Raw genomic sequence first — 15,764 nt, 5'->3', positions numbered from 1 at the left:
TCAGATTAAAAAAATTCAAACATTTTTTATATTTTATTTACAACTAATACTTTGCCTTACCACTTCATACATCATAATACTTGCGGCAACCGCTGCATTTAATGATTCAGCTCCTCCAGGCATTGGAATTTTAACCTTTTCATCAGAAAATGAATAAACCTCTTCACTTATTCCATTTCCTTCATTTCCTACACAAATTACTACTTTACCTTTTAGATCTATATTATAAAAATTTTTCTCTGTATCAAGAGAACTTACAATAAATTTAAATCCATTTTTTTTAAGTTTATTTATTATTTGAAATTCAACATCTTCTTTAACTGGAATATTGAAAATAGAACCCATTGTAGCCCTTAAGGTTTTGTCATTATATACGTCTACTGTACCCTTTGTTGTAATTACTCCAAGAGCACCGCTGGCATGAGCACTTCTAATTATAGTACCTAAGTTTCCAGGGTCTTGAATCTTATCCACTAGAACATAGAAACCTATATTATCTACTAATTCCTTTTCATTATTCCATACAACTGCTATAATTCCTTGTGGATTATCAGTTTCACATAATTCTTTGATTATATTTTTCTTAACAACATAAATTTTAGTTTCTTTAGTAATAAAATTCTTTATATTTAAAGAATTATACTTATCTAAAACATCTTCACCAATGAATAGATATTCTACCTTAAAAAAAGATTTTAAAGCTTCTTCAACAAATCTAAAACCCTCTACAATAAATTGTCCTTTTTCAATTCTGTTTTTCCTTTTATGAAGTTTTTTTACTTCCTTAATAAGTAAGTTATCTTTACTTTCTATTATATTCATGGAAGTCTCCTCAAGGTATATTATTTTATTTTATTCTCTAAGGCATTTAACTCTTCAATTCCACCTATTGCTACTATTACATCACCTTCTTCAATATGGTCATCAGCAGAAGGTGATATATTTATTTCATTGTCCCTCTTTACTGCCATAACATTAATTCCATATTTTGAACGCAAATTTAGCTCTTTCATTGTTTTTCCGTGCCACTCCTGTGGACTTACAATTTCAGCAATGCTATAATCATCTGATAATTCAACATAGTCTAAAATATTTGCAGAAACTAAATTATGTGCAACTCTAATTCCCATATCTCTTTCTGGAAAAATAACTCTATCTACTCCAATTTTTTTAAGTACCTTTGCATGTAATTCAGTGTTTGCTTTTGCAATTATTGTTTTTACGCCTAATTCTTTAACTAATAGTGCTGTCATAATACTTGCCTGAACATTTGAGCCTATTGTTATCACTGCCACATCAAAATTTGTAATTCCAAGAGTCCTTAAGCTGTGTTCATCTGTACCATCTGCTTGCACCGCGTGAGTTACACTATCAGCCATTTCTTGAATTATCTCTTCATCAGAGTCTATAACCATTACGTCATTTCCTAATGAATACAATGTTTTAGCAATTGAACTTCCAAATCTTCCTATTCCTATTACAACAAATTGTTTCTTTTTCATAAAATTCACCTCTACCCCACAAGAATTTTACCTTCCGGATATTTTATTGTATTTCCATTCTTCTTATTTGATAAAGCTAATAATAAGGTTAATACTCCAACTCTTCCAATATACATAGTTAAAGCTATGAAAACTTTACCAACTAAGCTTAAATTTGGCGTAAGTCCTAAAGAAAGCCCTACAGTACCAAAAGCAGAAGTAACTTCATAGATAATGTACTCTAAGGATGCTCCTAATTCAGTAAAAGATAATATCATTGTTTCTATTATTATCAATGCTATAGCTATAGTTGATATTGCAAAAGCTTTATAAACCAACCCTTTACTAATTGTTCTATCAAAAATTTCAGTATCTTCTTTATTTTTCATAACACTAATTATTGTCATAAAAAGTATTCCAGCTGTTGTTGTTTTAATTCCTCCCGCTGTTCCTCCTGGGGATCCGCCAATAAACATTAACACTATAGTTAAAAAGATACCAGCCAAGGTCATGTCCGAGGTCACAATAGAATTAAATCCTGCAGTTCTTGGAGTTACAGAAGCAAAAAAAGCTGATAGTAACTTACCCTTCATTGACATATTTTCAATTGTTTTAGGATTATTCATTTCAAATAAAAACATGAAAATCCATCCAACTAAAATTAGTAGAATTGTCATTCCAATTACAAGCTTAGAGTGTAAAGATATTTTTTTTGTTCCGTTATAATTATATATCTCAGCCCAAACTGCAAATCCAAGGCCACCAATTATAAGCAAAGCTGAAATTGTAAGTATTACAACTGAGTTTTCTGCATATGGTACTAAACTATTCCCAGTAAGGTCAAAGCCTGCGTTACAAAATGCAGATATTGAGTGAAATATACTAAAATAAATTCCTTTGCCAATGCCATAATCAGGTATGAACTGAGTTGACAAAAATAGTGCACCTGCACCTTCAATAGCAAAGGTAAAAATAAGAATATATTTTGCTAGCTTTACAAGTCCTTGAAGAGAGAAAGTATTCATAGCTTCTTGCATTATTAGTCTTTCTTTTAATGTTATTCTCTTTCCTAAAATAAGGGCAAACAAAGTTGCAAAGGACATAAATCCTAAACCACCAATTTGAATTAGAAATATTATAACAGTAGTTCCAAAATAGGTCCAGTGCTCAGCTGTGTTAAGAGTAACAAGTCCAGTAACACAAACAGCAGAAGTTGAAGTAAAAAAGGCATCAATAAACGGTGTTACTGTTCCATCTTTAGATGCAATAGGAAGCATTAATAATAATGCACCTATTAATATTACTATACCAAATCCTAGGGCTAATATTTGCACTGGTGATAAGTTTTTGCTAGATTTTTTTTCCAACTCCAACACCTCTAATTATTACGTTTATTTAAGATTATATCACTTACGAATTAAATGTCAAAAATAATAAAAATGCAGCTATTAGGCCGCATTTTATTAAGCATTTAATTGTTTTTTAGCTACTTCTACTAAATCAGCAAAAGCTTTAGGATCATTTATTGCAATCTCTGAAAGCATTTTTCTGTTCATATTTATTCCTGCAAGCTTTATTCCATTTATAAATCTAGAATATGAAAGACCACTTAATCTTGTTGCAGCATTTATTCTTGCTATCCAAAGTCTTCTAAATTCTCTTTTCTTTAGCTTTCTACCTACGAAAGCAAAATTCATTGCTCTTAATACAGTTTCGTTTGCTACTCTAAAGGTTTTACTTCTTCTTCCATAAAATCCTTTTGCAAGCTTTAATATTTTTTTATGTTTTTTACGAGCGTGCATAGCTCTTTTTACTCTTGCCATTAAATAAACCTCCTTCTTTAAATATATCGATTATAGATATGGTAACATCTTCTTTATTGATTTTTCTTGTGTATCAGATACTAAAGCACTTTGTCTAAGATTTCTCTTTGTCTTTGAAGATTTCTTTGTTAATATATGGCTCTTAAAAGCTTTAGCTCTTTTTATCTTTCCACTTCCTGTTTTCTTAAATCTTTTTGCTGCACCTTTGTGTGATTTCATTTTTGGCATTTGAATTTCCTCCTTTCAATTTTTCAATTATGCTCTCTTTGGAGCTAATATCATAATCATATTTCTTCCTTCGAGTTTTGCTGCCTTTTCAACAACACAAACATCTTCTATTTTTGAAACAAAGAGATCTAATATTGAATTCCCTTTGTATGAATAGTCGGCTTCTCTTCCTCTAAATCTTACTGTAACCTTTACTTTATCTTCATCTTGTAGAAACTTTCTAGCATTATTAGCTTTTATTTCAATATCATGCTCTTCGATAGTAGGACTTAGTCTTATTTCTTTTATATTTACAACCTTCTGGTTTTTCTTTGCTTCTTTTACCTTTTTAGTTTGTTCATACAAAAACTTACCATAGTCCATTATTCTGCAAACAGGAGGATTTGCATTTGCTGATATCATAACTAAATCCATTTCGCTTTCTTCAGCAAGCTTCATTGCATCATTTATGTTAACTACTCCTAATTGCTCTCCATTACTATCAATTAATCTTACTTCTTTTTCTTTTATGTCTTCATTTATAAGAACTTCTTTCTTAATATTGTTTCACCTCCAAAAGAATTCATAGATACAAATATTAAAATTTATACTCTACGGAATAATTATTCTTATCTTTATGAAAATAAAAAGGGACGGCATAAGCCGTCCCATACAATACATAGCAAATAAGCTTAAAATAGCTCGTATGTATACCTTCCTAGCGATGCTGTAAGGTGAGAAACAGCTTCGTTTCCACTTAACATAATGTATTTTACTATTATATATAAAACATGTCAATAGTTTTTTATAATTCATTTACTCTATTTGTAATTTCTGAATTGATTTTTTCTATAAATGACTCTAAGCTAACAGATCCTAAATCTCCATCTTTTCTAGATCTTACTGAAATATTATTTTCACTCATTTCCTTTTCTCCTAATATAAGCATGTAAGGAACTTTCTCTAGCTGAGCTTCTCTAATTTTATATCCTATTTTTTCTGCCCTATCGTCTATCTCAACTCTAATACCATTTTCAAAAAGAGTCTTCTCTACAGATTTTGCATAATCCATGAATTTATCAGATATAGGAAGAATCTTAACTTGAACTGGTGCTATCCATACTGGGAATTTTCCTGCATAGTGCTCTATTAGTATACCGATGAATCTTTCTATACTTCCAAAAGCAACTCTATGAATCATTACAGGCCTATGCTTTTCACCATCTTTTCCAATATAGTTTAAGTCAAATCTTTGAGGCATTTGCATATCTAACTGAATTGTTCCACATTGCCATGTTCTTCCTATACAATCTTCTAAGTGGAAATCTATTTTAGGACCATAAAAAGCTCCATCACCTTCGTTTATCTTGTACTGAAGTCCTAATTCTTCTAAAGCTTCTCTCAATCCATCTTCAGCAATTTGCCACTCTTCATCAGTTCCCATTGAATCTTCTGGTCTTGTAGACAATTCTACATGATACTTAAATCCAAAAGTTTTATAAACTCCATCTATTAGCTTTGCAACTCCTTTGATTTCGTCCTTTATTTGCTCTGGAAGCATAAATATATGAGCATCATCTTGAGTAAAGGCTCTTACTCTCATTAGTCCGTGTAAAGCTCCTGAAAGTTCATGTCTATGAACTCTACCTAGTTCAGCCACTCTCATTGGTAACTCTCTATAAGAATGAATTTGTGTTTTATAAGCAAGCATGCCTCCTGGACAATTCATTGGCTTAATAGCAAAATCTTGATCATCAATAGATACTGAGTACATGTTATCTTTATAATGATCCCAGTGACCTGAATTTTCCCAAAGATGTCTACTTAATATGATAGGAGTTTCAATTTCTACATATCCTGCTTTTCTATGAATCTCTCTCCAGTATTCTAACAGACTATTTTTAATCTGTACTCCTTTAGGTAAGAATAATGGGAAACCAGGACCTTCTTCTGGAATTACGAATAAACCTAATTCCTTTCCTATTTTTCTGTGATCTCTCTTTTTAGCTTCTTCTAGCATGTGAATATAATCATCTAAGTCGCTCTTCTTAGTAAAAGCTGTTCCATATATTCTTTGGAGCATTTTATTTTTTTCATTTCCTCTCCAGTATGCACCTGCAACAGATAAAAGCTTTATGGCCTTTACTTCTTTTGTTGAAGGCACATGTGGACCAGCACAAAGATCAACAAATTCTCCTTGCTTATAGAAAGAAATTTCCGCATCTTCGGGTAAATCTTGAATAAGTTCAACCTTATATGGTTCATCTTTTTCTTTCATAAACTTAATAGCATCTTCTCTGCTTAAAACAAACTTTTCAAGCTGCATGTTTTCCTTTACTATTTTTTCCATTTCTTTTTCTATTTTTTCCATAACCTCTGGAGTAAATGGAAAATCTGCATCAAAATCGTAATAGAATCCATTATCTATAGAAGGTCCTATAGCAAGCTTTACCTCTGGATATAATCTTTTAACAGCTTGAGCTAAGATGTGAGATGCTGTATGTCTAAGAGTTGCCTTTCCATCCTCATCTTCAAAGGTTAAAATTTCTAAAGTGCAGTCTTCAGTAATCTTATCCATTAACTCAGCTTTATTCCCATTTATTTTAGCGCCTAAAGCCTTTTTTCTTAATGAAGGACTTATTATATTAGCTACTTCACCAACACTTAAACCTTCTTCAACTTGAAGCTCTTTTCCATCTTTTAATGTTACCTTTAACATAGTTTTCCTCCCCTTTTAATAATCAATTTATAATTTTATATTTTTCACAAAAAATAAAAACTCATCCCAAACAAAATGGGACGAGTAAACGTCGCGGTTCCACCCAAATTAACAATATAAATCTAGATATTGTTATCTCATTAACTATAACGCCAGAAAAGCGGAAAATACTTACTATTATTTCAATATTCAACTCAAAGGTGGTTTTCAAAAGTGCTTAAACAGAAAATCTTGCAGCCGACGAATTTTCCTCTCTTAGATCAGTAAACTTTTTACTTTTCCTTTTCACTGTTTTTATAATATTCTTTTTTATGATTATATTCTTTATACTCCATACTGTCAATACCTTTATGCCTTTACTATATTTTTTACCTTCTTACACATTTTGCAATCGTGGCAAAATTCTACCCGCTCCTCAAATACTTTTGTTATTGTGTCAATTACCTCTTTATTTTTAGAATTTTTTCTATTGTGAATAATGATTCTTTCAGGACAGTATGTTATGAGTCCACTTATAATTAAATCCTCAACTGTTATAGAATCTGAATATCTTGCATCCGATAAATCACTTAACAATTGATCCATTATATCTTTTCCTTCTCTATCCTTTATAATATAATTTCCATCGGAAGTAATCACTATATTTATTAAATCGATTTTGCTCTCCTGAACCTCCACAAAATATTTTAATAGCTTTATAAATTCATTATACTCTTTTTCAGCCATGAACTTTTCTACAACTCTATCGATAACAGCTTCTAATTCTCCTTTAAGTTCTTTTAGTCTAAAAGTAATAAATCCTTTTATATTTATTTCTTTATTTTCTTCTACGCAAGCTTTTATTTTATTTATAATTGCATTTTTCTTGTTTAAACAATAAACCATATCTTCATCATTTATTACTTCTTCATTTCTTAATATTTCTAAAGTTCTATTAGATATTTCTTTTAACTCATCATATCTTAAGAAGAAATAGGTATCTACTAAATAATGATATATCTCATCATAACAAAATTCTTTTATTACAATTTTATATATAATATTTGATATATATAAATTAAACTTATTAACTAGCTTTGTACTGTAATCTTTATCACTGCAAAATATTTTTATGAAATGAGTGTCTAATTCCAAGGATTCAGAAATTCCAATAAAAGTATCTTTTTCATCAAAATACTCTTTCATCTGCCTTAATTCATCTACAATGTCCTGGTAATCCTTTTCAAAAACGATAGTTAATAGTAGCACATACTTCACTCCTTCCTTGAGTTAGTATATGTTTAAAATAAATGTCTATACAGATTGATTAAAATTTTGTAATATGAATTAAAGTGAAATTAGATGAGTGGTGATTTAATTGAAAAAATTAATTGTTGACTATAGAATTTCTGAAGAGGAAAAGAATAGCATATTAAAGCTGGGATATAATTTCTTATTATGTCCTCCTTCAAAAGATTTGCATTTTTCAGTTTCCGGTCATCCTGACATGCTAATGCATATCCTGAATAGTAAAAATATAATTGTTCATAAAGATATGCCAAAGGAATTTGTTTGTATATTAAAAGATTCTGGATATAACATTTTATACAGCAATTCCTCATTAAAATCTGCTTATCCACACGATATTATCTTAAACGCTTTAAATATTTCTAATTACTTTGTCCACTACCTTGATTATACTGATACTAATTTGCTAAACTTCTTTAAGTACCAAAAAAATTTTCTTAAAGTAAAACAAGGATATACAAAGTGTTCTACAGCTATAATAAATGATAAAGCTATTATAACTAGTGACACTGGAATTGCTTCCATTTTATCTTCAAATCATATAGATGTACTCTTATTACCACCAGGAGATATTTTACTTCCTGGACTTAATTATGGCTTTATAGGAGGTTGTTGTGGCCTAATTAGAGAAGATGTTTTAGCATTCTACGGCAATTTAAAATATTACAAATACAGAGATGAAGTTATGAATTTTCTAAAAAAACATAAAGTTACACCTGTATTTTTAAGAGAAGGTCCACTAATAGATAGAGGAAGTATTTTTGCAATATAAAAAGCATCTTAAAAATTATTAAGATGCTTTTTTGGAGGCGCCACCCAGATTTGAACTGGGGGATCAGAGTTTTGCAGACTCGTGCCTTACCACTTGGCTATAGCGCCACATTTTGTTTTATATAATATACTATGCTGAATAAAAATATTTGAGACAAAATCTTTTATTAATAGGAATAATAAAAGCATCCTAAACATATTATTAAGATGCTTTTTGGAGGCGCCACCCAGATTTGAACTGGGGGATCAGAGTTTTGCAGACTCGTGCCTTACCACTTGGCTATAGCGCCTTATTTTGGAGCGGAAGACGAGATTCGAACTCGCGACGTTCACCTTGGCAAGGTGACGCTCTACCACTGAGCCACTCCCGCAAAATTGGTGGCTCGAACTGGAATCGAACCAGTGACACGAGGATTTTCAGTCCTCTGCTCTACCAACTGAGCTATCGAGCCATTATGGCGACCCAGAAGGGGCTCGAACCCTCGACCTCCGGCGTGACAGGCCGGCACTCTAACCAACTGAGCCACTGGGCCATAATGTATTAAAAAACATGGTGGGCACAACAGGGCTCGAACCTGTGACCCTCTGCTTGTAAGGCAGATGCTCTCCCAGCTGAGCTATGCGCCCATGTTTATTAGCAACAAATAATATTATATAATGTTTTATTATCTTTGTCAACAATCTTTTTATTGACTAATTTAGGTATTTCTTCTACTTGCTCGGTGCATTAATATAATATAAAATTATCCTCACTTTGTCAATATATAAAATTATTATTTATGAAAATAAATATTATTATATATATATATTTGAAAATTTAATTAGTTAATCTATCTAAGCAAAATAACATATACCCTGTAAAATAAAAATACAATCTATTCTCTGTATCTATCTCACAGGGCACTGTTCACCTCAACTTATTTTGTAGTACATTTTCCTTAGCCAAATATATGACATGCAACGAAGTGTCCAGGTTTTACCTCTTTTAATTCTGGTCTTTCCTCTCTACATCTTTCTGTGGCATGTTGACAACGTTCAACAAATTTACATCCAGGTAAAGGATTAATAGGACTTGGCACCTCCCCTTCTAGTAGAATACGTTTTTTGCTTTTTTGCATATCTGGATCCGGTATTGGAATAGCTGATAGTAATGCCTTTGTATATGGATGCATTGGATTCTCATATAACTCATCACTTTCAGCAAGTTCTGCTATAACACCAAGATACATTACAGCAACACGATCAGAAATGTATCTAACCATGGATAAATCGTGAGCTATAAACAAGTAAGTTAATCCATATTGTTTTTGTAAGTCTTGCAGTAAATTAACAACTTGTGCTTGTACAGAAACGTCTAAGGCCGAAATAGGTTCATCACAAACAATGAAGTCTGGGTTTAAAGCTAACGCTCTAGCAATACCTATTCTTTGTCTTTGACCACCACTAAATTCGTGCGGAAAACGGTTAGCATGCTCTCTATTTAATCCTACTAACTCTAAGAGCTCATATATACGATTTTGTCTTTCCTCACCCTTTAAAATACCGTGAATATCAAGTCCCTCACCTATTATATTTCCTACAAGCATTCTTGGATTTAAAGAGGCATAAGGGTCTTGGAATATCATCTGAGCTTTTTTATTGAATTCTTTTTTATCTTTAGAATTCATCTTATGAACATCTTTACCATTAAATTCAACTGTTCCTTCTGTTGCTTTATAAATATTTAAGATAGTTCTTCCAGTAGTAGATTTACCACAACCCGATTCTCCTACAAGTCCTAGAGTTTCTCCTTTATATATATCAAAGCTAACATCATCAATAGCTTTTAGGTAAACGTCTTTGCCAACTTCAAAGTATTTTTTTAGATTTTGTACTTTTACTAATACTTGTTTATCATTTTTATTAAGATTCATTAGTCCCTTGTACCTCCTTTCTCTCCAGCAATACCTCTATGAGGCTTATTAATAGGTGCTTCAACCACAGGAGCATCTGGATGATTTAACCAACATGCTGATTGATGTCCTTCCTTTATATCGAATATAGGAGGCATATCTTCCCTACAGATTTTCATTGCATGTTCACATCTATCTGCAAATGGGCATCCCTTTGGTGGAGCAAATAAATCTGGAGGTGTTCCCTCAATAGATGCTAATCTTTCATCTTCCTTGTCTATATCTAGTCTTGGAACTGATTTTAGAAGACCCCAAGTATATGGGTGTCTAGAATTATAGAATATGTCATTGACAGTTCCTTTTTCTACAATCTTTCCTCCATACATTACCATAATTCTTTGTGCTATATCTGCAACAACTCCCAAATCATGAGTAATCATAATTATTGAAGTATTAATCTTCTTTTGAAGATCCTTCATAACATCTAGAATTTGTGCTTGTATAGTAACATCTAGAGCTGTCGTTGGTTCATCAGCTATTAAAAGCTTTGGATTACATACTAAGGCAACTGCAATCATCGCACGCTGTCTCATACCACCTGAGAACTGATGAGGATATTCTTCAAATCTCTTTTCAGGATTAGGTATTTGAACTAGCTTTAACATTTCTATAGCTCTCTTTTTAGCTTCTTCATATGAAATATTTTGATGCTTTCTAAGCCCTTCTACAATTTGTTTTCCAACAGTCATAGTTGGGTTCAATGAGGTCATTGGATCTTGGAAAATCATACTAATCTTTTTACCTCTGATTTTAGTCATTTCCCTTTCTGATTTTTTAGCTAAATCTTCTCCATCAAATATTATCTCTCCACCCTTAATTCTTGCTGGTGGTTCTGGATTTAATCTCATTATTGCTTTTGATGTAACCGATTTACCGCAACCAGACTCTCCAACTATAGCAATAGTTTCACCTTCATATAAGTCAAAGGATACTCCTCTTACTGATTGTATTTCTCCAGCATAAGTATCAAAGGAAACTTCTAAATTTTTCACGTCTAATATCTTATTCACCATAATTCACTCCCTACGCTCTTAGTTTAGGATCTAGTGCATCTCTTAATCCATCTCCAAGTATATTAAACGCTAGCATGGTTAAACTAAGTGCTAGTGCTGGTACTAATAGTTGTTGTGGATATTGAGTAAATATGCTAGCACCGGTATTTACCAATGCTCCCCAAGATGCCATAGGTGCTGGTATCCCTAGCCCTATAAAGCTTAAAAATGCTTCTGCAAATATCATTCTTGGAATCATCATTGTCATATTAACTATAATTGGTCCCATTGCATTTGGAATTAGGTGCTTAAATATAATTCTTTTGGATCCTGCTCCTAAAAGCTCAGCTGCTATAACATATTCAGAATTTTTTAGTCTTAAAATTTCTCCACGTACAATCATGGCAGTCTGCATCCAACCTGTAGCTGCAAGAACTATGATTATTGGTCCAAGCCCCGGCTTCATAACGGTAAGTAGCAATATAATATATAACAAATCTGGTATGACCATTATTATCTCAACAAATCGCATCATAAGAATATCAGCCGTTCCTCCTACATAACCAGCAACGCCTCCATAAACGATTCCTATAAATACAGTAATTAATACTGAAACAAAGGCAATTAAGAAAGATACTTTTCCACCTTCCCAAAGACGGGTAAATAAATCTCTGCCGAATTCATCAGTTCCAAACCAGTATTGCTTATTGAACCATTTTTCTCCACCTGTCTCAATAACAAGCTTACTTCCACTCTTATTAAATTTAACTCCCCTAAAATCTGGATCTTGTTGAAGTAGCTTATCTGACTCAGCATTTAATTTTGTTATAACACTATCCAAAGTATCATTTGAGCCTGCCTTTATTGATAAAGAAAATTCCTTTTTATCTCCTTGATAGGAAACTTCTGATTTGTTTCCTACTTTAAATTCTATAATACCTGCTCCTTTAAATTCTGCATTCTTAAATTCAATTTTAGTTTTTCTTAAGTTAGATTTATATGCACTATATTTAAGAACTTGATTCTTTAATACTGCTATACTTCTTTGATTGGACATTACCGATGTTTGGTTTTGATTAGCTAAATTTTGCTGACGGTAATCATGCCCTTGTACCTTAGCGGAAATAATCGGTCCAATTATAGACATAGTAATTAAAATTACTAAAATCCAAAAGGAGATCATAGCAGGTATATTTTTCTTCAATCTTCTCATAGCGTCTTCTAAATAAGACATACTTGGACGTTTAATTTTTTGAGCTTCATTTAAATTTTTTCCTACATGTTGGAACATAGATTTATCTAAATTTGCCATGCTATTTATTTTCCTCCTTTTCCTGATAATCTAAGTCTTGGATCTATGAATCCATATACTATATCAACTAACAATACTGAAATAATTATCAAGATTGCATAGAATATTGTAATTCCCATAATCATTGAGTAATCTTGTTCTAATATTGAACTAACAAATGAATCTCCAAGTCCTGCCACTGCAAATACTTTTTCTATAACTATTGATCCTGTTATTATTCCTGCAAATAATGGACCAACAACTGTTACAACAGGCATTATTGCATTTCTTATTACATGCTTCCACACTAATTGTATCTTATTAAGTCCTTTTGATTTTGCAGTTTGAATATAGTCTTGTCCCAAAACTTCTAGTGTTGTTGTACGCATAAGTCTTGCAATAAATGCTAATGTAGCAAATCCTAAAGTTATCGACGGCAAAATAAGTGATTTTTGAGTACCATCTACTGTTACAGGAAGCCAACCCAAATCTACTCCAAAGGTATATGCAAGGAAAGGTCCCATTACTATACTTGGCACAGATACCCCTATAATTGCTATGAATATTACAAGATAGTCAGATACCTTTTCATGGTTTAATGCTGCAATAATACCTAAAATTAGTCCGAAAAATGTTGCGAACACCATTGCTCTCCAACCAATTGCTAAAGATTTTGGAAAGCCGTCTTTTATAATTTGATTTACAGATCTTCCTGGGTACTTTATTGATGTTCCTAAATCTCCTTTAACAAGATTACCTATATAAATACCGTATTGTTCTAATAATGGTTTATCTAAAGCATATTTACGCTGCAAAGCTTCTTTTACAGCTGGAGACATTTTAGGGTTGTGAAAAGGATCACCAGGAAGCGCTTTCATAAGCCCAAATGTCAAGGTTGCTATTACCCATATAGTTATCAAGGCGTATACTATTCGTTTTAATGTATATTTCAGCACATTAACTTCCTCCTATTAATTTATTTATATTATCAAATTAATTTATAAACCAATTAAAATATGTATCATAGTTTATAATAAATCTGTATAATTCTACCTTATGTATATATCATAAGCAAAAAGGTATACGCGAAAACATATACCTTTTCACTAATTATTATTTTTTTAAAATTAACTATTTTGCTTGTTCTGCCTTAGCTTTCATGTCTATATCAGCCCAGTAGAAGTCAGTATCTGGACCTGCTCCTCTGTTAACTACACCAGTTAGATAATTTTTATATACATAGTGTGCAATTCTGAAATATTGTGGAGCTGTAACAGCGTTGTCTATTAGCATTTTTTCAGCTTTATATAACATATCCATACGTTTTGCTGCATCTTTTTCTGTTCTAGCACTTGATATTAATTTATCATATTCTGGATTGTTGAATTTTCCATAGTTATTTCCGTTTGTAGATTCAAATAAATCTAAGTATGTCATTGGATCCATATAATCTGGTCCCCAACCATCAGAGCATATTGCAAATTGTCCTGCTTTTAATCTTCTTAATTTTTCTCCCCATGGTACTGGTACAAGATTAACAGTAACTCCTATTTCCTTCCAGTCTTGTTGGAACTTTACTGCCATCTTTTGCGCAATATCGGTATCCTCTATAACCATGTCTAATGCTGGTAATTGTTTTAATCCTAATTCTTGAAGTCCTTTTGCTAAGTATTGTTTAGCTTGTTCTTTGTCATTATCCTTTATTAACTCTACTCCATTTTCTTCTCTAAAGGATTTGCTTAATCCTGGGAAGCTTTCAGGTACAAAAGCTAATGCTGGTTTATCTCCTAGGTTGATTTTTTCTACAAAGCTCTTACGATCCATTGCTAATGTTAATGCTTTTCTAATATTAACATTCATTGTAGTTTTATTATTAAATTGATTAAAGTCTACATAGAATACACTGTAATCAGGTCTATCTACCATATCTTGTAGTTTAAGCTGATCACGTGTTGCAAGATCTTGGAATTCTGGAAGGTCTTTTGCTTGGATAGCAGAACCATCAAGTTTTCCAGTTTTTAATAAGTTAGTTCTTGTTTCAACTTTATCAACTACTTTTAAGTTGATTTCATCGATTTTAATATTGTTCTTATTCCAATAGTTCTCGTTTTTAACTAATTTAAAGCTATCTTTATGCTTCCATTCAGTTACTTTCCATGGTCCATTTGAATTAAGTCCAGCTGCTTCAAGTCCATAAGTGTTATCAGCTTTATGCTTTTCATAAAAAGCTTTATTCATTGGATAGAATACAGGGAATGCAGTTAAACCAATAAAGTATGGAGTAGGACCAGCTAATTGAATTGTTAAATTTTCTCCTTCAGCCTTAACTCCAACTTTTGACCATAAATCATCTTGAATCTTTTTAAATTCAGTTTTTTCTGCATCTGTCATTTTTTCTTGTCTATCAGCTATTTTAGCATTAATTTCTTTTTTCTTATCAGCATTTGTTTCTTTCTTTGCACTATCAACTAAAGCCTTAAAGCTTGCATCTTTTCCTGATAAGAAAGATTTCTTAGTTACAGCAGCGTATGCATCAGCACCCTTAATATATTGACTGATCATAAAGCTATATACTGTTTGCTCATCCAAAGCCAGTCTCCAAGCAAAAAAGAAGTCATCAGCAGTAACAGGTGTTCCGTCACTCCATTTAGCATCTTTTCTTAGCTTAAATGTGTAAGAATTAGCAGCCTCATCAAATTTATATGATTCAGCTATACCAGGTTCATACTTGCCTTCCTCTTTACCAAAACGCATTAATCCCTCAATAAACATGTTAGCAATAACCATGTCTGGTTGTCCTGAAATTTGTTGTGCGTCTAGTATTTCCGGTTCAGCCTTTGAGTAATAATCAAGTACCTTCTTCTCTCCAGCTGCTCCATTGCCGCCATTGCCGCAGCCAGTTAGAATAACTGATAAGGCTAAAGTGGCAGACAGTAATACTGATAGTAATTTCTTCTTTACTAAAATTCCCCCTTAATATTTATTAAATTTTATTTAAAAAATTTAAAACAACACTAATAAATGGAATGCGAAATTTTCTAGCATACCATTTTCTTTATTAATAATAGCTTTATTGTATCATACTTAAATAAAGAATTATTAAAAAATTTCAATCTAAAACCATAATTTATATATATCACAAAAGTAGAATATTGCAATTATTAATTTATCAATAAACAAGGACTTTTTTTATCATATTATCATACCCATAATTTTCTGTCAATTAAAATTTGTATTCCAT

Annotated in this window: 14 protein-coding genes, 6 tRNA genes and 1 other annotated feature; of the genes, 1 reads left to right on the top strand and 19 read right to left on the bottom strand. The window is 31.8% G+C overall.

The features are described from left to right. Nucleotides 1–33 precede the first annotated feature (33 nt). From CLHOM_RS07070 to ytxC, 8 genes are all read right to left on the bottom strand, one after another. Nucleotides 34–822 carry a TrmH family RNA methyltransferase gene (locus CLHOM_RS07070; protein WP_052220995.1) on the bottom strand — a complete coding sequence of 263 codons (789 nt, stop codon included), beginning with the start codon at nucleotides 820–822 and terminating at the stop codon, nucleotides 34–36. 20 nt (nucleotides 823–842) lie between these two features. Further along, complete coding sequence (locus CLHOM_RS07065) at nucleotides 843–1,502, bottom strand: potassium channel family protein (RefSeq protein WP_052220994.1); 660 nt, start codon at nucleotides 1,500–1,502, stop codon at nucleotides 843–845. A gap of 11 nt (nucleotides 1,503–1,513) precedes the next feature. Continuing rightward, entirely contained in the window at nucleotides 1,514–2,857 is a 1,344-nt protein-coding gene (locus CLHOM_RS07060; RefSeq protein ID WP_052220993.1) for a TrkH family potassium uptake protein, read from the bottom strand. A gap of 87 nt (nucleotides 2,858–2,944) precedes the next feature. After that, entirely contained in the window at nucleotides 2,945–3,304 is a 360-nt protein-coding gene (rplT, locus tag CLHOM_RS07055; RefSeq protein WP_052220992.1) for a 50S ribosomal protein L20, read from the bottom strand. Between the two features lie 30 nt (nucleotides 3,305–3,334). Then, nucleotides 3,335–3,532 (bottom strand): 50S ribosomal protein L35, encoded by a 198-nt coding sequence (gene rpmI / locus CLHOM_RS07050; RefSeq protein ID WP_052220991.1) that lies wholly within the window; start codon nucleotides 3,530–3,532, stop codon nucleotides 3,335–3,337. A 27-nt stretch (nucleotides 3,533–3,559) separates the two neighbouring features. Next, nucleotides 3,560–4,054: a translation initiation factor IF-3 gene (infC, locus tag CLHOM_RS07045; RefSeq protein WP_052220990.1), complete on the bottom strand. Its 495-nt coding sequence runs from the start codon at nucleotides 4,052–4,054 to the stop codon at nucleotides 3,560–3,562. A 262-nt stretch (nucleotides 4,055–4,316) separates the two neighbouring features. Then, nucleotides 4,317–6,230, bottom strand: a complete 1,914-nt coding sequence (thrS, locus tag CLHOM_RS07040; RefSeq protein ID WP_052220989.1) for a threonine--tRNA ligase — start codon at nucleotides 6,228–6,230, stop codon at nucleotides 4,317–4,319. Nucleotides 6,231–6,303: 73 nt separating this feature from the next. Continuing rightward, nucleotides 6,304–6,528, bottom strand: a binding site (T-box leader). Nucleotides 6,529–6,578: 50 nt separating this feature from the next. Further along, entirely contained in the window at nucleotides 6,579–7,478 is a 900-nt protein-coding gene (ytxC, locus tag CLHOM_RS07035) for a putative sporulation protein YtxC (protein WP_052220988.1), read from the bottom strand. Between the two features lie 109 nt (nucleotides 7,479–7,587). Here ytxC and CLHOM_RS07030 point away from each other — a divergent pair, with 109 nt between their 5' ends. Next, nucleotides 7,588–8,289, top strand: coding sequence for a DUF6873 family GME fold protein (locus tag CLHOM_RS07030; protein WP_052220987.1), 702 nt, complete (start codon nucleotides 7,588–7,590; stop codon nucleotides 8,287–8,289). A 32-nt stretch (nucleotides 8,290–8,321) separates the two neighbouring features. On the opposite strand, the gene CLHOM_RS07025 is transcribed toward CLHOM_RS07030, so the two are convergent. From CLHOM_RS07025 to CLHOM_RS06975, 11 genes are all read right to left on the bottom strand, one after another. Further along, nucleotides 8,322–8,396, bottom strand: a tRNA-Cys gene (locus CLHOM_RS07025). 107 nt (nucleotides 8,397–8,503) lie between these two features. After that, a tRNA-Cys gene (locus CLHOM_RS07020) sits at nucleotides 8,504–8,578 on the bottom strand. Nucleotides 8,579–8,584: 6 nt separating this feature from the next. Continuing rightward, nucleotides 8,585–8,659 (bottom strand) — tRNA-Gly (locus CLHOM_RS07015). A gap of 5 nt (nucleotides 8,660–8,664) precedes the next feature. After that, a tRNA-Phe gene (locus tag CLHOM_RS07010) sits at nucleotides 8,665–8,740 on the bottom strand. A 4-nt stretch (nucleotides 8,741–8,744) separates the two neighbouring features. Further along, a tRNA-Asp gene (locus CLHOM_RS07005) sits at nucleotides 8,745–8,821 on the bottom strand. An 18-nt stretch (nucleotides 8,822–8,839) separates the two neighbouring features. Continuing rightward, nucleotides 8,840–8,915 (bottom strand) — tRNA-Val (locus tag CLHOM_RS07000). 311 nt (nucleotides 8,916–9,226) lie between these two features. Continuing rightward, nucleotides 9,227–10,201 (bottom strand): ABC transporter ATP-binding protein, encoded by a 975-nt coding sequence (locus tag CLHOM_RS06995; protein WP_052220986.1) that lies wholly within the window; start codon nucleotides 10,199–10,201, stop codon nucleotides 9,227–9,229. Next, complete coding sequence (locus tag CLHOM_RS06990; RefSeq protein WP_139205657.1) at nucleotides 10,201–11,250, bottom strand: ABC transporter ATP-binding protein; 1,050 nt, start codon at nucleotides 11,248–11,250, stop codon at nucleotides 10,201–10,203. The genes CLHOM_RS06995 and CLHOM_RS06990 overlap by 1 nt, the downstream gene beginning before the upstream one ends. A gap of 13 nt (nucleotides 11,251–11,263) precedes the next feature. Further along, nucleotides 11,264–12,544: an ABC transporter permease gene (locus tag CLHOM_RS06985; RefSeq protein WP_052220984.1), complete on the bottom strand. Its 1,281-nt coding sequence runs from the start codon at nucleotides 12,542–12,544 to the stop codon at nucleotides 11,264–11,266. Nucleotides 12,545–12,549: 5 nt separating this feature from the next. Then, nucleotides 12,550–13,479, bottom strand: a complete 930-nt coding sequence (locus CLHOM_RS06980) for an ABC transporter permease (RefSeq protein WP_052220983.1) — start codon at nucleotides 13,477–13,479, stop codon at nucleotides 12,550–12,552. Between the two features lie 175 nt (nucleotides 13,480–13,654). Further along, complete coding sequence (locus tag CLHOM_RS06975; RefSeq protein ID WP_052220982.1) at nucleotides 13,655–15,310, bottom strand: peptide ABC transporter substrate-binding protein; 1,656 nt, start codon at nucleotides 15,308–15,310, stop codon at nucleotides 13,655–13,657. Nucleotides 15,311–15,764: the final 454 nt, after the last annotated feature.

Origin of the sequence: Clostridium homopropionicum DSM 5847, from assembly GCF_001263795.1 — a bacterium.
In the GTDB taxonomy this organism is placed as follows: Bacteria; Bacillota; Clostridia; order Clostridiales; family Clostridiaceae; genus Clostridium_H; species Clostridium_H homopropionicum.
Note: the sequence above shows the minus strand (reverse complement) of the source record. Positions and strands in the feature narration are given on the sequence as shown.